The organism is Halomonas sp. AOP7-E1-9, from assembly GCF_052376035.1.
GTDB lineage: Bacteria > Pseudomonadota > Gammaproteobacteria > Pseudomonadales > Halomonadaceae > Vreelandella > Vreelandella citrativorans.
This window is the reverse complement of sequence record NZ_JBQSVC010000032.1, coordinates 25623-43990: the sequence shown is the minus strand read 5'-3', so window position 1 is coordinate 43990 and position 18368 is coordinate 25623. Positions and strand designations below refer to the sequence as shown.

At 55.1% G+C, this 18368-nt stretch carries 12 protein-coding genes; 4 read left to right on the top strand and 8 right to left on the bottom strand.

The genetic code is table 11. The features are described 5' to 3' along the window. Positions 1–74 precede the first annotated feature (74 nt). The 4 genes from ACT3R4_RS15150 to ACT3R4_RS15135 form a co-directional block, all read right to left on the bottom strand. Complete coding sequence (locus tag ACT3R4_RS15150; protein ID WP_441679532.1) at positions 75–4898, bottom strand: NAD-glutamate dehydrogenase; 4824 nt, start codon at positions 4896–4898, stop codon at positions 75–77. Between the two features lie 139 nt (positions 4899–5037). Further along, on the bottom strand, positions 5038–6153 hold the full coding sequence (trmA, locus tag ACT3R4_RS15145) for a tRNA (uridine(54)-C5)-methyltransferase TrmA (protein ID WP_441679534.1): 1116 nt from the start codon (positions 6151–6153) through the stop codon (positions 5038–5040). Positions 6154–6233: 80 nt separating this feature from the next. Beyond that, the gene (gene murI, locus ACT3R4_RS15140) at positions 6234–7022 is read right to left on the bottom strand and encodes a glutamate racemase (RefSeq protein WP_441679565.1); all 789 of its coding nucleotides are present in this window, start codon (positions 7020–7022) and stop codon (positions 6234–6236) included. 113 nt (positions 7023–7135) lie between these two features. Beyond that, the gene (locus ACT3R4_RS15135; RefSeq protein ID WP_172117174.1) at positions 7136–7681 is read right to left on the bottom strand and encodes a hemerythrin domain-containing protein; all 546 of its coding nucleotides are present in this window, start codon (positions 7679–7681) and stop codon (positions 7136–7138) included. Between the two features lie 304 nt (positions 7682–7985). On the opposite strand from ACT3R4_RS15135, the gene ACT3R4_RS15130 reads away from it, so the two are divergent. Beyond that, entirely contained in the window at positions 7986–9320 is a 1335-nt protein-coding gene (locus ACT3R4_RS15130) for a replication-associated recombination protein A (protein WP_441679536.1), read from the top strand. A gap of 35 nt (positions 9321–9355) precedes the next feature. On the opposite strand, the gene lolA is transcribed toward ACT3R4_RS15130, so the two are convergent. Further along, a complete protein-coding gene (gene lolA / locus ACT3R4_RS15125) occupies positions 9356–10009 on the bottom strand; it encodes an outer membrane lipoprotein periplasmic chaperone LolA (protein WP_441679537.1) in 654 nt (217 codons plus the stop codon). A 239-nt stretch (positions 10010–10248) separates the two neighbouring features. After that, complete coding sequence (locus ACT3R4_RS15120) at positions 10249–13446, bottom strand: DNA translocase FtsK (RefSeq protein WP_193056733.1); 3198 nt, start codon at positions 13444–13446, stop codon at positions 10249–10251. Between the two features lie 118 nt (positions 13447–13564). Between ACT3R4_RS15120 and aat the strand changes: the two genes are divergently transcribed. From aat to infA, 3 genes are all read left to right on the top strand, one after another. Further along, positions 13565–14305 (top strand): leucyl/phenylalanyl-tRNA--protein transferase, encoded by a 741-nt coding sequence (gene aat / locus ACT3R4_RS15115; RefSeq protein ID WP_193056734.1) that lies wholly within the window; start codon positions 13565–13567, stop codon positions 14303–14305. Between the two features lie 39 nt (positions 14306–14344). Continuing rightward, entirely contained in the window at positions 14345–15079 is a 735-nt protein-coding gene (locus ACT3R4_RS15110) for an arginyltransferase (protein ID WP_193056735.1), read from the top strand. Positions 15080–15226: 147 nt separating this feature from the next. Beyond that, positions 15227–15445: a translation initiation factor IF-1 gene (gene infA, locus ACT3R4_RS15105; RefSeq protein WP_007111068.1), complete on the top strand. Its 219-nt coding sequence runs from the start codon at positions 15227–15229 to the stop codon at positions 15443–15445. 135 nt (positions 15446–15580) lie between these two features. Here the strand turns inward: infA and clpA are convergent, their stop codons facing one another. Continuing rightward, positions 15581–17857, bottom strand: a complete 2277-nt coding sequence (gene clpA, locus ACT3R4_RS15100; protein ID WP_441679538.1) for an ATP-dependent Clp protease ATP-binding subunit ClpA — start codon at positions 17855–17857, stop codon at positions 15581–15583. Between the two features lie 139 nt (positions 17858–17996). Next, entirely contained in the window at positions 17997–18302 is a 306-nt protein-coding gene (gene clpS, locus ACT3R4_RS15095) for an ATP-dependent Clp protease adapter ClpS (protein WP_087106453.1), read from the bottom strand. Positions 18303–18368 lie beyond the last annotated feature (66 nt).

Below are 18368 nucleotides of genomic sequence, written 5' to 3'. Positions count from 1 at the left end.
ACCGTGCCTGAGTTACCTCAGGCACGGTTACTTCTTACAGCAAGTATGCGCTGTGTTAGCGCACGCTTAGGCGATTATGCCTCGCTATCGCTTTCGGCAAGGTCCACCAGTTCGCGTACGGCGACGGCAAACAGCGCAAACCCACCTTCACTACCGCTACGCACCTCATCAATCAAACGGCACCAGCGGCGGTGCAGGTCAGCATGCTGCTCAAGCCACTGGTCCACACGCTCCTGAGTATCGCGGCTACCGGCTTCCAACTTCAGTACGCTGGTGGTTAAGGCCAACTGCTGGCGGTCGATATCATCCCGGAACGTTTCCCGGGCCTGCACCTGCCATGCGTCACGCACTCCCAGCTGCGTTACCTGCTGGCTCATCCAGGGAAGCTCCAAACGGCTGCCAATTTCGTAAAACACTTCAGCAACGCGCTGGGGCTTCTCATTGGTAACCCGTGCCGCCTGAATGATCCCCAACCCGGCATACAGGCTAGGCGCGGCAGCAACGGTAGAGGCCAGCGCTTCCGGCACGCCCGCGTCCTGCAGCTCATCCCGACGCTGGCGCCAGGCCTCAAGCTCTTCGCCGCTTAACAGTTCGCCCATCTCTTCTTGCAGCTGCGCCAACCGAGGCGCGAAGTACTCAATGGCATCCTGAGTCGAAAGCCCCATGTGCTGGCGCAGGAACCAGCGTGTCGAGCGGCGGATCAGGCGCATCAGGTCCAGCATCATGGAGTGCTGCACGTCGCTGGGGATCTGGTTATCCAGGTCTTCAATCTGTGCCCAAAGTGACAGCAGGTTGAAGCTATCCCGCGCAATAATATAGTTACGCGCAATATCTGCCCGACCAGCGCCAGTAGAGTCGCGTAGCCGACGGACAAACACGACACCCATGTGATCAACCAAGTCATTCGCAACTTGCGTTGCCACAATTTCACGCTTCAGGCGGTGTTCATACATCTCGGTCTGGTAGCGCTCTGTCAGCACAGACGGGAACAGACGCTCAAGATGGCGGTGGATATACGTATCATCGGGCACATCAGAGGTGATCAGGTCGTCTTTTAGCGTGCTCTTGGCGTAGGAAATCAGTACCGACAGCTCCGGCAAGCGCATGCCCTGCTGATTGGCGGCACGCTCTTTTAAGGTCTCATCGGTGGGCAGGAACTCAAGCTCACGATCAATCTGCCCGGCAGACTCCAGCTCGCTGATAAAGCGGCGATACGGCCCGATGCCTTGGCATGACAGTATCTCGGAGAGGTCCAGCGCCTGAGCCTGACGGTAGTTATCAAGAATCACCAGGTCAGCAACTTCATCGGTCATTTCTGCCAACAGGTCGTTGCGCTGCTTGTCGGTCATGTCGCCGCGCTTCACCACATCATCGATCAATATTTTGATATTGACCTCGTGGTCAGAGCAGTTAACGCCACCTGCGTTATCAATAAAGTCAGTGTAAACGCGCACACCTTTGGCCGCGGCTTCCATTCGGCCACGTTGAGTCATCCCCAGGTTGCCGCCTTCGCCCACTACGCGGCAGTTAAGGTCTTCGCCATTAATGCGCAGCGCATCGTTAGCTTTATCGCCGACATCGGCATCGGTTTCATCCGAGCCTTTCACGTAGGTGCCGATACCGCCGTTCCAGACCAGGTCGACCTTTGACTGGAGCATGGCGCGAATCAATTCATTCGGCGACAGGTGCTCTTCCTGAATACCAAAGACCTGCTGCATTTCCGGGGTAATCGCGATGGACTTGGCGCTGCGGTTAAAGACACCTCCGCCCTGCGAAATCAGCTCAGCACTGTAATCCTCCCAACTGGAGCGCGGCAGGTTAAATAGCCTTGTACGCTCGGCAAAGGCCGCATCAGCCTCAGGGTTGGGGTCGACAAAGATATGCAGATGGTTGAACGCACCCACCAACTGAATCTTGTCGGAAAGCAGCATGCCGTTACCAAATACGTCGCCCGCCATATCACCAATACCAACGACGCTAAACAGATCCCGCTGGGTATCTACGCCGAGGTTTTTAAAGTGACGCTTAACCGACTGCCAGGCACCACGCGCGGTAATGCCCATTTTCTTATGGTCATATCCGTTCGCCCCGCCGGAGGCAAACGCATCCCCTAGCCAGTGGCCATACTCGATAGAGATTTCGTTGGCGATATCCGAGAATGTTGCCGTTCCTTTATCGGCGGCAACCACCATGTAGACATCGTCTTCATCGTGGCGCACCACGTTTTTAGGCGGAACAACGTCGCTGCCATCCAGATTATCGGTCACATCTAACAGCGCACGGATAAACGTTTTATAGCAAGCAATGCCTTCGTTCTGCTTCGTTTCACGGTCAGCATTTTCAGGCATGCGCTTACATACAAAACCACCCTTGGCGCCCACCGGCACGATCACCGCGTTTTTGACCTGCTGCGCTTTTACCAGCCCCAGCACTTCGGTACGGAAATCTTCATGGCGGTCAGACCAGCGCAAACCACCGCGGGCTACTTTGCCACCGCGCAGGTGGACACCTTCCACGCGTGGCGAGCAGACAAAAATCTCGAACATCGGCCGTGGCTTGGGCATTCCGGTGACTTTGGAAGGCTCAAGCTTAAAGGCGATGTAATCTTTAAAGCGGCCGTCTTCAGCACGCTGGTAGTAGTTGGTGCGCAGTGTCGCTTGAATAAGCTCCATAAAACGACGTAACAGTTGGTCATCGTTTAGGCTGGCAACGGCTTCCAACTGCTCATTAAGCCGCGTGATGCACTCGTCGGTATCGTGTGAGTCCAGCGCAGGATCAAAGCGCAGACGGAACATTTCTACCAGTAACTGAGTAATGGCCGGGTAGTTGGCCAAGGTCGCAGCAATGTAGTTTTGAGACATGCCAAAGCGGATTTGCTTGAGATAACGTGCGTATCCACGCAGCATGGCGACTTCGCGCCAGTCCAGCCCTGCCGCAATAATCAGCCGGTTAAAGGCGTCGTTATCCGCTTCGCCCGCCCAAATACGTTTAAACGCTTCACTGAAGGTTTCGCGCATTTCACCCAGGCTGACATCTTTATTACCGTGCTCAAGCTCAAAGTCGTGAATCCAGTAATGCTGCTGCGGCGCACTAATGTCGTAGGGGCGCTCGCTAATAACCCGAAGCCCCAGGTTCTCCATCATGGGCAACACATCAGACAGCGGGATCGGCGAACCACGATGGAAAAGCTTCAGGTTTACGCCACTGCCCTGCTCTTCCAGCGGCCGATAAAGCGACAGCGACAGCGCCTCACCGTTATCCAGTGCCAGCAAGTGCTGTATATCGAATACTGCGGTGCGCGCATTGAAGTCTTCGCGATAGCTTGCCGAGAAGGCGCTTTGGAACTGCTCCATCTGATGATTGGCGCGCTCTTCTCCAAAACCCTCAATCATCGCGGCCATCAGCTCGTCGCGCCAGCTGCGTGCCAAGCGGGCAACCTTGCTTTCCAGGCGTTTAAGGTCGTACTGGCTGGGTGCATCGCCGTTAAAGCGTAGAATCAGTTGAATACGCGCCAGAACCGACTCTGACAAGTAGGTATTAAAATCGCCAAAGTGCGCGTCAAGCTCGTCACACAACAGGTTTTGAATACGTTGACGCAAATCGGTTGAAAACACATCGCGAGGCACAAACACCAGGCACGAGTAGAACTTGCCGCTAACATCGGCACGGATAAACAGGCGTACCTGGCGGCGTTCCCGAATATCAAGAATGCCCAGTGCGGTATGCGCTAGTGAATCCGTACTGATCTGGAACAGGTCATCGCGGGGATAAACTTCAAGCACCTGTAGAAGCTGCTTACCGTTATGCCCTTGGGGGTTAAACCCGGCGATATCCGAGACAGCTTTTAGTTTACGGCGCAGCAGCGGAATATTGCGCGGCGACTCGTTGTACACCGTCGAGGTGAACAAACCAAAGAAGCGACGCTCGCCGATCACATTGCCGTCGTCGTCGTAGCGGTCGACGGTAATGTAGTCTGGGTAGGTCGGGCGGTGTACCCGCGAGTGGTGGGCACTTTTGGCAAACGAGAGCAATTGGGGCACCAATTCATAGTTGCCGTGCTCGTCAATGCCCTCTTCGGCACGAATGCGCTCATCGTAGCGTGGATCGTCCAGGCGGAAGACCCCAAGCACGCTATTCGGGTCGCGCTGCAGCTCATCGCCTCCCAACAGGTATTCGTCATACCCCAGGAAAGTGAAATTATCCTTAACCAGCCACTCTAAAAAGGCGATGGCCTCTTCATGGTCGTCCGGGTCGATTTGCGGAGGGCAGTTCTTTTCAAGCTCCTGGATCGCAGCGGTAATCTGACGGGTAATCGCGTCGTAGTCATCAACCGCGGTACGTACATCACGCAGTACTTGATAGAGCTTTTTCTCGATATTCGACAGCGCGTCAGGGTCCGTATGGCGATCAACCTCGATAACGATGAGCGACTCACGCGCCTCTGGGGCGTTGGCATCACGAGGTGAGGTCAGTGTTTGCAACTGATTCTGCTCATTGCGGGCCACGGCAAATACGGAATTTTGGATCGCATGGACGGTAAGCCCTTGGCGATTCAGTTCAATGCGTATCGAGTCGACCAAAAAAGGCATGTCTTCATGCAGTACCGCCACAAAGGTATGCGTCGACTGCCAACCATGCTCTTCAAAGTCAGGGTTGAAAACGCGCACTTTAGGGCGCTTCGCATCGTGGTGCTGTAGAAACTGCCAAATGGATAATGTGGCGCCGTACAGATCGTCCAAGCGGCGATCAACAAGATCCTCTAACGGCACGCTCGCGTAAAAACGTCGTGCAAACGCCTCTATCGCCGTTGCTCGCTCCGGTTCCAGCCGCGCTTCCAAGCGCTCAAATAGCTGCTTTAAAAGGTCTTGCCGACTCTCTTCACTCGCAACGTATTGCATCCATCACCTCGACTGCCGGAAAAAACGTGGAACGATAGGCCTTTAGGCCAATATAACGACTAGCTTACGCCACCCTGGATCATCACTCTATCCATCTGGCATGTTCTTCATGGTGTATACCTCTTTCGCATTATGCGCCCTATTGACCATCCTCGCGCCGCGTGAGCCATACGCCACATTCACAATGGTCGGTGAATGGAAACTGGTCAAATAGTGCAAAGCGTTCTATCTGGTGCGTTTTAGTGAGCAGCGCCAGGTTCTCGGCAAGTGTTGCCGGGTTACATGAAATATAGACGATCTGGTCATATTCACTGATTTGCTGGCAGCTCTGCGCGTCCAGCCCAGCGCGGGGCGGGTCAACCAGCACCGTGGAGAAGCGATATTCGTCCAATGCCATTTCAGCCACGCGCCGCCCGCCTTTTTCGCCTTTAAGCGCCAGCGCAAACTCTTCGGCTGACATACGGGCTACATGAGCATTGGTGATCTTGTTGGCTTCAAGGTTGACGTTAGCGCTGGCGACCGACGTGCGCGAAATTTCAGTGGCCAGTACGCGCCGAAAATTATCGGCCAGGGCGATGGTGAAATTGCCGTTGCCACAGTAAAGCTCGACGAGGTCTTCATCCTGACGTCCGGCCGTCACTTCCCGCGCCCAGCTCAGCATCGTTTGGCAGATATGCGCATTGGGCTGGGTAAAGCTGTTTTCGACCTGCTGATAGTCAAGCGAGCGCCCATCAACCGTTAAACGCTCCCACACGTGGTCACGGGTAAGCACCAGGCGCTGCTTGCGTGAGCGGCCAATGATCATAATGCCAAGCTCGGCTTCCAGGGCGCGTGCTTCTTGCTCCCAAGCGTCACCTAGCGGGCGGTGGTAAATCAGCGTGACTAGCGCCTCGCCTGACAGCGTAGTAAGAAACTCCACCTGGAATAGGCGCCGACGCAGTTCGTCACTGGCCAGAAACGCCTCGCGCAGACGCGGCATTAGCGCATTGATGGACTCGCTTGCGACGTCAAACTGATCAAACCGCACGACCTGCTTGTTTTTAGGGTCGGCTGGGTCGACCTCAAACATGGCGTAGTAAAGATCATCGCCTTCATGCCAGATACGAAACTCACAGCGCTGGCGATAGTGACTGGGCGGTGAGGCAAAGACCTCAAGTGCGGGCGGATTAAACACCGCAAAAGTGCTTTCCAGGTAAGCACGCTTCTCGGCAAGCTGCTCGTCATAACGTTCGGGTTGTATCACGGGGATAGCCAAGTCGGCGCCTCTTTTTTCATAAACGGTATTAATATCAATGCTAATAACAGTCGTGTCGGCTCAGGCTGAAAATACGCGCCCTAAGCGCTTAACGCCAACCGGCCAGGAACAGAAAATCCAAACTGCGCAAAGCCTGGGCTTAGCGCATCGGCAGAAGCAGTGGTAAAAAATCGGCCATCTTGCCCTTTTTTTAACGGCGGCGCGATCTGGCCGACACGCCGAGCGATCGCATCACCGGAGTCAATCCAATTCACGGGTGTGGGGGCGAGTGCTTCAAGCCAGGGTTTTAACAGGGGGAAATGCGTACAGCCCAGCACAACGGTATCCACTGGTGGCTGAGTGTTCGACGTTTGCCAAAGCGGCGCCAGGGCTTGCTGAAGCCGTTGGCGGTCTGGCTGGCCGCCGCCAAGTAGCGCCTCGGCTTCCAGCACCAGCGCATCGGCGGCTACCCGGGTGATAAGGCAATCGCTGGCAAAGTTTTCAATCAACTTTTGCGTGTAGGGCCTACCCACAGTAGCGCGAGTAGCCAGTAGGCCAATATGGCGTGTTTGGCTAATGGCGGCGGCGGGTTTAATGGCGGGTACCGTGCCGACCACAGGGATCGTCAGGGCGTTGCGCAAACCATCCAGCGCGAGTGTGCTGGCCGTATTGCAGGCAACGACCAGCACGCTTGGCTGGCAGGCCTGAACGGCGGCCTGGCAAACCGACACGATACGCGCTGAAAGCGTTACGTCATCACGCAGCCCATAAGGCATCCACGCGTTATCGCAGGCGTAGCACATCGCCGTATCAGGATAATACTGACGCAGTGAGCGGGCGACCGAAAGCCCACCCACGCCGGAGTCAAAAATCAGCACGGGGCCCGCCATTACTGCCCCTTTGCCGTTTGCTTTGATAAGCACACCTGCTTCTCCATCAGCCGCTCATTCACGGGGCGCTAGTTTAACACGCCCCGCTGGCAGCCAAAGGAACGCTCTGCTGATTAGATCGCGGGTATGTCCGCGCCGCGTAGTTCAGCGTAAAGCTCTGGGTAATCCTGTTGCAGGCGCTCAAGCTCCTGCTCAGCGCCTTCTGGCAGCGCGTGCAGCAGCTCTTGCATATCTTCCTCACTAAAATATTGATCAATAAGAGGGAAAAGACCTTCACGCTCCTGGCGTAGATACGCCCTATGCGCCTCAAGGTAAGCTTTTAAATCCTCGGCAAAACGATCCATCGGCAAGATGTTGTCCATCAGGATCGTATCGATGTTGTCGGACAAACGTTGAAGGCGCGGCTTGAGCTCAAGATAATCGCTGGTCATTTTCTCCATTAATTCCAGATGCTCGGGCGCTTGGGTTTCCAAACGATCAACGCATATACGCTCTAACGGGGCCGCGAAACCTTCCATGTAAGACAAAATGTAATCCACGACTTCACGCATTAGCTGGAAATTGGGTCGCTCACCCTGAGCCAGGGTCTTTTGTTTAAGCTGCAAGACATGAAGCATTCGTGCCATGTTGGCATGATCTAGACGCAGTTGGTTTAACATCGTGCCGTCTCCTGTGTGGTGTCATGCCTGCCGCCTTAACTCTGAAGTGGCGTTGGGCACGCAATCATAAGCGGGTATTACTACACTACGCCTATGGGCGATGGCTAAGCGCTATCGTCATGTAGGTACCGCTACGTATTATGGTTAGATGTCACCATGCGCTTAAGGCGCCACCCTGACAAGCATATCGTTTGTATCAGTTTTTATGGAAGCTATGCAAAAGGTAGTCGGGCAATACGCCATTTGCCATACGCTCTTATGATTACCTCATTACTCAACATCTCGATTTACAACGGAAGTTTACATGGATCTTTTCGACTCTCAGCGTGCAACACCCAGCGATGACGCGCCGTTGGCGTATCGGATGCGCCCGCAGACGCTTGATGACTACGTCGGCCAACAAGCGTTGGTGGGTCACGACAAGCCGCTTCGTCGCATGGCCGAAGCAGGCCTGGTACGCTCAATGATTTTGTGGGGGCCGCCAGGCGTTGGCAAAACAACCCTGGCCGAGCTGCTCGCGCGCGCATCCAGCGCACATCTGGAGCATTTAAGCGCGGTGATGGCAGGCGTTAAAGAGATACGCGGCGTGGTTGAGCGCGCCCAGCAGCATACCTCACCGGTGATTCTGTTTCTGGATGAGATCCATCGCTTAAACAAGAGCCAGCAGGATGCCTTGCTGCCTCACGTAGAGTCGGGGCTGCTAACCCTGATTGGCGCCACCACGGAGAACCCCTCCTTCGAGGTCAACTCTGCCCTGCTATCTCGCGCTCGAGTTTACGTTTTGAAGGCACTCTCGCAAGAGGAGTTGATAGCCGTCATGCGCCAAGCGCTGACTGACGAGCAGCGCGGTCTTGGCAAACGTGCGATTATCGTGGAGGACGATGTGCTTGCTGCCCTAGCGCACGCAAGTGCGGGCGATGCCCGGCGCGCGTTGGGACTTTTAGAAACCGCTTGTGACTTTACCCAGCCAGAGAGTGGCCAGGAGGTGCTTTACATGTCGGTATTGGCAGATGTTATTGGCCATCAGGCAAGCGCATTTGATAAGCAGGGCGACGCTTATTACGACCTGCTCTCAGCGATTCATAAATCCATACGCTCTTCACGCCCTGACGCAGCGTTACTTTATATGGCGCGCTTTATTCAGGGCGGCGGTGATCCTTTGGATGTGGTTCGCAGGCTTAGCGCCATTGCGTCAGAAGATGTTGGTAATGCCGACCCACGTGCGCTTCCGTTGGTGATAGCGGCCTGGGACGCCTACCTTCGCTTGGGAGACTACGAAGGCCAGCGTGCCATTGCCCATGCAGCCATCCATTTGGCCGTGGCGCCCAAAAGCAACCGAATTGACCGCGCCTGGAACGCTGCAAAACAGTACGCGCGTCAGCAGCCTCAAATAGAGGTACCCACTTATTTACGCAATGCGCCCACCAGGCTTATGGAGCAGCTAGGCCATGGCGAAGGCTACCGCTACGCGCATAACGAGCCTGATGGCTATCCCGCGGGTAGCGCTCACGACTGCTGGCCAGAGGATTTGCCCAAAGCGCGCTTTTTTGAGCCTAGCCAGTTTGGCCAGGAGAAGCGCTTCGGCGAGATAATGGCCTGGCGGGAAAATCGTGACCAGGAAGCAGATCAGGCGCCCTAAGGCGCCTGATCATTCACGGGTAAACCGCCGACGTTTTAGAGCTCTTCACGAATAACGTCGGTGCCTTCCGGAATTTCGAAGTTAAACAGGCCACGGTCAATAGACCCGTTCTGGGTGATATCGCTAAACCGAATAAGCGTTTTTTGACCAGTGCTGTCCATCATCCAAAGCTCAGTGAGCATGTCATTGTCAAATACCATGCTCAACTCTTCAAACAGCGTGTCTGCCGAGTTTGGGATCAGCGTGAACACATCTTCACCGCTCTCCTGCTCATACACCACATCATAACTTGCCGTCAGGTCATTGATACTGCCAGAGAGCAGAAGCGCAGGCGTGTGCGTTACGCGGTCATCCATCGGCTGAACCGTTACCTGTTCAAGGTCCGGATCGTAGAGATACACATCGTTGCCATCGGACACGACGACCTGCGTATAAGGCGCTTCGACTTCCCAACGCAACATGCCTGGGCGTGAGAGCCACATTTCGCCACGCGCACTTTGCAAACGCTGGCCACTACCATCAAGAATCTGCTGCTCAAAGGTCGCCTGATAGCTTTCCAGGGGCTCTAGGCGCTCGGTTAAACGCTCAGCGGCATCATTGGCCCATGCAGCGGGGGTAGCAAACGTCAATCCAAGAGCGGCCGCGGCCAATGACAAGGGTGAAGAAAGCAGAGTTTGCGTGTCGCGCATAGTGTTCTCCCTGGGCATACGTTGTCGAGTTGAATAGACCTACGCTGCCGGATTGAAGCTGATAAAAGTAGTACAGATGAACCAGTACAGATAAACCAATGCTGAGGACTTTCAACAACGTCCATGTGATTCTTCAGACGCGAAACGCGCCACGGGGTTTCATCCGCGGCGCGATTTTCACGCTTCTTGCACGATTACTAAATGCACGATTACTAAATGCAGAATTACTAATTGCGGCATTAATGCCCCACCGGCGGTGGTGCTAATACTTCGCGGGCGCCGTTGCTGCCCATGGCAGAAACGATCTGTGCCGCCTCCATGGCATCTACCAGGCGCGCGGCTCGGTTGTAACCAATCTTAAAGCGCCGCTGTACCGCAGAAATCGAGGCTTTTTTGGTTTCGGTCACAAACTGAACCGCTTCATCATACAGTGCGTCCTGTTCAGCATCGTCGCCGTCACTGCCTTCTGCCTCAAGCCCCGTTAGCGCATCAGCCGAGACGCCGCCCGACAAAATTTCTTCAATGTACTCAGGGGTACCGCGGCGCTTCCAATCCTCAACCACACGGTGCACTTCGTCATCATCAACAAACGCGCCATGCACTCGATTAGGCGGACCAGAGCCCGCAGGCAAATACAGCATGTCGCCATGACCCAGCAGGCTTTCAGCGCCGCCCTGGTCCAAAATCGTACGAGAATCGATCCGTGAAGAGACCTGAAATGCCATGCGCGAAGGAATATTCGCCTTGATCAAGCCCGTTACCACGTCCACCGAGGGGCGCTGGGTGGCCAGGATAAGGTGAATACCGGCTGCCCGCGCTTTTTGCGCCAGGCGGGCAATCAGCTCTTCCACCTTTTTGCCGACGATCATAAACATGTCGGCAAATTCATCGATGACCACCACGATATAGGGCAGCTTCTCAAGCACTGGGGGCGTTTGGTGCATTTCCCAGGGTTGCGGCTCCCAAAGCGGGTCGGCTACCTGAGCACCTGCGCGCTCGGCTTCATCCAATCGGCCGTTAAAGCCGGCAATATTACGCACGCCCATGGCGGCCATCAGCTTATAGCGGCGCTCCATTTCAGCGACACACCAACGCAGGCTATTGGCGGCCTCTTTCATATCGGTCACGACCGGCGCCAGCAGATGCGGAATACCGTCGTAGACTGAAAGCTCCAGCATCTTAGGGTCCACCATGATGAGCTTAAGCTCATCTGGCGTGGCTTTCAGCAGCATCGAAATCAGCATTGCGTTAACGCCCACCGATTTACCTGAACCGGTGGTGCCCGCCACCAGCAGGTGGGGCATCTTGCCGAGGTTGGCAATCACAGGCCCACCACCGATATCCTGGCCAAGCGCCATGGTTAGCGGTGAGGTTTCCTGCTGGTAGCGCTCGGAGTCGATGACTTCACGCAGACGAATCATTGCCCGATGCGGGTTGGGAATCTCTATCCCAACGGTAGGCCGCCCAGGAATCACCTCAACCACGCGCACGCTTTTTACCATTAGCGAGCGGGCCAGGTCTTTGGAAAGATTGCTGATTTTGGACGCTTTCACCCCTGCCGCAGGCCTGATTTCAAATCGCGTGATGACGGGGCCAGGCCATGTATCGACTACTTCTGCTTTTACGCCATATTCACGCAGCCGCACTTCCAGCAGTTCTGCCATATCGGCCAGCTGTTCGTCTGTGTAGTTCGGCTGATGCGGCTCAGCGGGCGTTAGCAGTTGAAGGCTAGGCACATCGCCTTCCGGTTCTGGCAACGTCTCAAAAGCAGGCCGCTGATTTTGCAGGTGCTCAACCGTCCAGAGCGTCGGCCCGCTGTCGGCTTCATTGACCACGTTATCCGCAGAGAAGGTCGGCTCATGGCGTGCAGTGTTGGTGGGCAAAGACGTAGGGCTAAGCAAAGGCTCATCTTCATCCTCTTCCCATACCGGCTCAGGAACGACTTCAGGCACCCGCTCACGGCGGGGCTCAGTATATGAAGGCGTAGCGGCAAGTGAAGGCTCACTTTGAGGCGCCGCCTCAGGCTGATCAAACGCGCTTAGCCTGGGCTCAGGGCGCAGAGGCGTGTCTTCCTGAACCGCCTGCTCTTGCTCATCCCAGCCATCGTGCTGCCACTCCTCCGTTTTCAAGCCCTGCTCATCGTCTTGCGCTTCCTCGGCGTCCTCTTCTTGACGGAAGAAGTGCGAGACAGCGGGCACCGCAGCATCGTCTTCACGAGAAGCGCGTAACGACATCGGCTCTTCAGACGTTGATGATTCAGCGGCTGGCGCAGCGTCGCTGTCAGGCGTGGGCTCTGGGATGACCTCAGGTTGACGCGCTTTGGGTGGCTCTGAATTGAGCTCTGAAGTGCGATCAGCGTTGATCGATACTGGCTCATCACTCTGCGCTGCTGCGGGGCTCTCTGCCTCAGGCGTTGGCGCTTGCGCGGGTTCTGGTGCTGCATCTGGCTGCGGTACAGCGTCAGGCTCAGTGGCCGTTACCACCGCAGGCTTGGTCTGTGTTTCGGCAGCCGTCGTTGCCGCTGAAAAAGCGCTCGCTGCCCAAGGAATCGACGTATCGTTTGTGGTCGCCGCAGGCGTTTCTTGCGCGGCAGACGGTGCCGAGAACTCGGGCTCGCGACGTTCACGATGTGTATCGCGGCTGGTTTTGGCTTTAGGTGCTCGTGGAGGCTCTTCCGCTTTTGGCGCAGGCTTTAAAGAGGCGCGCAGCGCAGCCCGCTCGCGGCGTTTCTCACGACTTTTTTCCCGGCGGGCACTCAACCAGCCACCAACACGGCATAAGCGGCGACCTACTTCATCCGCCACCCGCAGCCAGGACGTACCGCTAAACAGCGGGAAGCCAATCAGTATCAAGGCCGCAGCAATTAGCCCCACACCACCACTGCCGACCAGTGGTTTGAGGGTATTGACCAACCCCTCCCCCAAAATACCGCCGGAGGCATAGGGTAAAATGCTGTTAGGGTGATAAAAGTGCAGCGCACCCAGCATGGTCGTGCCAAACATCAACAGCACCAGACCGCCAGCATGTACGGCAACCGCCACGGGGTCGAACTCAAAGCGCACCTGGCGCGAGCGCATTAGCCACCATGCGGTAAAGCCAAACATACCCGGCCACCACAAAGCACTAGCCCCCAACAGCGAATACAGGACATCCGCAAGCCAAGCGCCGACCGGTCCCATCCAGTTGCGAACGTCCGTTTCAGGCCCCTGATAAGACCAACCAGGATCTTCCGGATGATAACTAAACAGTGCTAATAATAAAAAAACGCACAGCGCCAGCAGTACCACTACTACGCCTTCACGCACCGAGCCTTGCAAGCGCAGACCGAACCGGCGAGCTTTATCTTTCGCGGCTTTAACCCGCGCAGAAGAGGCCGAAGATGGTGCTTGACGCGAATTACGCTGCGTTCGCTTGTCTACCGCCTTATTCACTTTCAAGCGATTCTCCCTTTACACCTCAATGGTGTCTTTAATCCACTTGCGAGTTTGCATCATACCGAGCATCCTTGCGCCGTCACAGAGCTTCTCATCAAGTGCTCAGTAACAGGAGCAAGTAATGCTACCTTGGCTTTCTTCGCCATACCCAACCTTTCCGCCTACCCGCATTGCCATGGACTCGCCCAATGGGCTGCTGGCAGCAGGTGGCGAGCTTTCTCCGCGCTGGCTGGTGGAAGCGTACCGGCGCGGTATTTTCCCATGGTACAGCGATGACGACCCCATTTTATGGTGGAGCCCCGATCCGCGCATGGTACTACGCCCTGAGCAGTTCAAGCTGCGGCGTAGCTTAGCAAAACGACTGCGCAATGGGGGCTTTAACATCACCGTTAATCAACAGTTTGAACACGTCATTAATGCCTGTGCTGCGCCACGCGATGAAGACGCAGGCACCTGGATCACCGTTGATATGTACAATGCCTACGTAGCGCTTCACCGTCTAGGGATTGCACACAGTATCGAGGTCCATCACGCCGGCCAATTGGTAGGTGGCCTTTATGGTTTAGCGATGGGACCGGTATTTTTCGGCGAATCGATGTTTTCAAACATCGCCGATGCCTCTAAAGTGGCCCTTGCTCACTTGGCGGGCGCTATGCAGGCACATGGCGGCAAGTTGATTGATTGCCAAATGCACACACCGCACCTTGCAAGCATGGGTGCGACAACAGTCGCCCGAGAGACGTTCATCAACTATCTTGAACAGTGGTTGCCCGAAGCGGCGTTTAATGTGTCATCACATGAGGCATTGTCAGTGCCTGCATCCCCCTGGCTAGAAGCGGTATCGCGCTATAACACCCCGTGATGCTGGCTGGGTTGGGTTAATTTATCAAGGAGGCAAGCTTTGAGTAGTAATACTCCGCGTCGGCCGGTGCGGGACCTGCGCTTCTTCCTTACCGTGCCTCATGCCTGCAGCTATTTACTCGGCAAAGAAGCGACAACGCTTTTTCTTGACCCGCAAGAGTCTCCCGTTCGGGGCGTATATGACTCGCTGGCGCTACTCGGGTTTCGGCGCAGTGGTCGGCATCTCTACCGGCCCCACTGTGAAAACTGTAATGCCTGCCAGTCCGTGCGTATTCCTGTGGAGCCCTTTGCGCCCAACCGCTCCCAGCGCAAGGTGTGGCGCCGGAACGCAGATATCACTACCCGCGTCGTCCCTGCACGCTATGAGGCGCGACACTATGAGCTCTATGCACACTATATTCGCCATCGCCATGCCGATGGTGACATGTACCCACCCAATCGTGAACAGTACCGCACGTTTTTAACTCTGGAGGAGCCGTATGCCTACCTGCTGGAGATGTATGCAGGCTCGGAGCTGGTGGCCGTATCGGCATTTGATCAGCTAGAGCATGGTCTTTCGGCCATTTACACGTTTTTTGGCGTTGGCGATGCACTAGACAGGCGCTCTTTAGGCACCCTTGCTATCCTTCAGCTCATTGCGCTGACGCGTGAAAAAGGCCTGTCCCACCTGTATTTAGGGTACTGGATCGAAGAGTGCCGTAAAATGCGCTACAAGCAGGATTTTTCTCCCATTGAAGTACTGGATGGGCGTTATTGGCGGCCCTTAATTCGCTAAAGCCAGCAAATTAAGCCAGCTTTTTTGCCTTGACGACGGGCTTACGGCACAATATAGCGCTGTTTCTTAAGTGTCAGCCTTCTGGCCCTTAAAACCTGAAACGGTTTTGGTTTGCTAACTACGTTAAATAAGTGAGGATCTGCCTATATGGCACGCGAAGATCATATTGAAATGGAAGGTGTTATCGTTGATACCCTTCCCAACACCATGTTCCGTGTTGAGCTTGAGAACGGTCACGTTGTAACCGCTCATATCTCCGGCAAAATGCGTAAAAACTATATCCGCATTCTGACGGGCGATAAAGTGAAAGTGGAACTAACGCCGTACGATCTTTCCAAAGGCCGCATTGTCTACCGTTCGCGCTAAGCCTTTATAACGCCTTTTCAGCCAGCACGCAGTACGGCGCCGTTACCTGTATACGACAACGCCCCGTCGAAGACAGGGCGCTGTGCATTACGGTATGATTAGGCGCTACACATTAAGGCGATCTTAGCGCCCTTTTCAGGGCGCATCCGCCATCTCAGTCTCGGTGGAGAGATGCAGTTCCCCCTCCTCCAGACTGACATGCACAATACCGCCATTATCGGCCAACTCGCCAAACAGAATCATTTCGGCAAGCGGCTTTTTCAGCTTCTCTTGAATCAAGCGCGCCATGGGGCGAGCACCCATATCCGGATCGTAGCCTTTCTCGGCCAACCAATCCCGAGCCGCATCATCAACCTCGAGCTGTACACGCTTCTCGTCCAGCTGCGCCTGCAGCTCAATCAAGAATTTGTCGGCCACGTTGCGCACAACAGACGTCGGTAACGCATGGAACTGAATGATACCGTCCAAGCGGTTACGGAACTCCGGCGAGAACGTACGGCGGATGACTTCCATCGCATCGGTTGAGTGATCCTGGCTTTGGAAACCGATAGAGCGACGCGAGGCCTGCTCAGCACCTGCGTTAGACGTCATGATGACAATAACATGGCGGAAGTCGGCTTCACGTCCGTTGTTATCGGTCAGGCGGCCATGATCCATTACCTGCAGCAGCAGGTTAAAGACTTCAGGGTGCGCTTTCTCAATTTCATCCAACAACAGTACGCAGTGCGGCTGCTTGGTCACTGCTTCGGTTAAAAGCCCGCCCTGGTCATACCCGACATAGCCGGGAGGCGCACCGATCAAGCGCGATACGGTGTGACGCTCCATGTACTCCGACATATCAAAGCGCACAAGCTCGATACCCATGATATGGGCAAGCTGCTTGACCACTTCGGTTTTACCTACACCCGTCGGCCCAGCAAACAGGAAGCTACCTACCGGCTTATCGGGGGATTTAAGCCCTGCACGCGAAAGCTTGATAGCGGCAGAGAGCGTATCAATGGCTTCGTCCTGACCGAACACCAGCATTTTCAGGTCTCGATCGAGCTTCTCAAGCAGCTTGCGGTCCGAGCTTGAAACGCTCTTCGGCGGGATACGCGCAATAGAGGCCACAATGGCTTCCACTTGCTCTACATCAATGGTGTTTTTGCGCACTTCAGGTGGCAATAGCCGCTGGTGAGCGCCCGCCTCGTCAATGACGTCAATGGCCTTATCCGGCAAATGACGGTCGTTGATGTAACGGTCAGCCAAGCGTGCCGCGCTTTCCAGCGCACCATCGGTGTACTTAAGCTCATGGTGCTCTTCAAAGCGTGAGCGCAGGCCTTTAAGAATTTTGATCGTATCGTCAACCGTGGGCGCGAGTACGTCGACTTTCTGGAAGCGACGCGCCAATGCACGATCTTTTTCAAAAATACCGCGAAATTCCTGGAACGTCGTGGAGCCAATACAGCGCAGCTCGCCCGAGGAAAGCAACGGCTTCAGCAGGTTAGAGGCATCCATTACGCCACCGGACGCGGCGCCCGCACCGATAATCGTATGAATTTCATCGATAAACAGTACAGCATTGGGCTGCTTGCGCAGCTCGCTCAACAGGCTTTTCAAACGCTTTTCAAAATCGCCGCGGTACTTGGTTCCGGCAAGCAGCGCGCCCATATCCAGCGAATAAACCACGGCGTCTGCAATAACGTCTGGAACATCTTCTTCAACGATACGTTTGGCAAGGCCTTCGGCCACAGCAGTCTTGCCCACGCCAGCCTCACCCACTAGCAGCGGGTTGTTTTTACGCCGACGCGCCAGAATCTGTACAACGCGCTCAAGCTCGTGGTCGCGGCCAATTAACGGGTCAATTTTTCCCAGCCGGGCTTGCTCGTTCAGGTTAGTGGCATATCCCGTCAGCGGATGTGCACCACCTTCACTTGTGCCTTCTTCAACGTCCTCACCCTCTTGCGGTGATGATGGCTGCGCTTGGCCATGGCCTGCTACTTTGGAAATGCCGTGGGCGATGTAGTTAACCGCATCGACACGGGCAACGCTTTGCTGCTTGAGGAAATAGACCGCTTGGCTTTCCTGCTCAGAAAAAATGGCTACCAATACATTGGCGCCGGTAACTTCGCTTTTGCCTGACGACTGAACATGGAAAACCGCCCGCTGTAGCACACGCTGAAAACCAAGCGTTGGCTGCGTTTCACGGTCCCCACTGCCTTCGGGAATAAGCGGTGTGGTTGAATTAATAAAATCCTGCAGATCGGACCGCAGCTTGTCGAGGTTTGCCCCACACGCTTTTAAGACATCAACTGCTGAGGCATTATCCAGCAACGCTAACAGTAGGTGCTCAACGGTCATGAACTCGTGGCGCTTTGAGCGTGCCACGGTAAAAGCCGTGTTCAGGGTCAGTTCAAGTTCTTTGCTCAGCATGGCAGTCCCCTTTTCGCTACTACCTAGGGCATTTCGCCACCTAGGACTTGCGTCGGATCAATTTAGTCGACCGGCACTTTCAACATCGGGTACAAATGGCAGGGTTGCAAGCCTCACCAACAAATTTTTATCAACCCTTTCAATTTGCGGCTTCAATATCACTCATTAACGGGTGTTCGCACTCACGTGCATACTCATTAACCTGATGACATTTGGTCTCTGCAATGTCTCGCGTAAAGACACCACAGGTCGCTTTTCCTTGGGTATGCACCGCCAGCATCGTTTGCACCGCTTTTTCGCTATCCATACTGAAAAATTCTTGCAGCACTTCAATAACAAAATCCATGGGCGTGTAGTCGTCGTTATGCAGCACGACCTTGTATAGAGGCGGTTGCGCTAAAGCGGGCTCAGCAGACTGAGTCGCTACATCCCCATCATCAGGCATTTCGGGCCGCGTCATGCCAGCCATCGCATATGACATTGCGGTTACATCAACCGTCGTCATACCGAA

What these genes read in the sequence shown, in the direction of transcription:
- ACT3R4_RS15150 (WP_441679532.1), bottom strand. Translation starts at nt 4,898, where the DNA reads ATGCAATACGTTGCGAGTGAAGAGAGTCGGCAAGACCTTTTAAAGCAG.
- aat (WP_193056734.1), top strand. Translation starts at nt 13,565, where the DNA reads ATGCTACCTTGGCTTTCTTCGCCATACCCAACCTTTCCGCCTACCCGC.
- clpA (WP_441679538.1), bottom strand. Translation starts at nt 17,857, where the DNA reads ATGCTGAGCAAAGAACTTGAACTGACCCTGAACACGGCTTTTACCGTG.
- murI (WP_441679565.1), bottom strand. Translation starts at nt 7,022, where the DNA reads ATGGCGGGCCCCGTGCTGATTTTTGACTCCGGCGTGGGTGGGCTTTCG.
- infA (WP_007111068.1), top strand. Translation starts at nt 15,227, where the DNA reads ATGGCACGCGAAGATCATATTGAAATGGAAGGTGTTATCGTTGATACC.
- ACT3R4_RS15130 (WP_441679536.1), top strand. Translation starts at nt 7,986, where the DNA reads ATGGATCTTTTCGACTCTCAGCGTGCAACACCCAGCGATGACGCGCCG.
- clpS (WP_087106453.1), bottom strand. Translation starts at nt 18,302, where the DNA reads ATGCCTGATGATGGGGATGTAGCGACTCAGTCTGCTGAGCCCGCTTTA.
- ACT3R4_RS15135 (WP_172117174.1), bottom strand. Translation starts at nt 7,681, where the DNA reads ATGTTAAACCAACTGCGTCTAGATCATGCCAACATGGCACGAATGCTT.
- lolA (WP_441679537.1), bottom strand. Translation starts at nt 10,009, where the DNA reads ATGCGCGACACGCAAACTCTGCTTTCTTCACCCTTGTCATTGGCCGCG.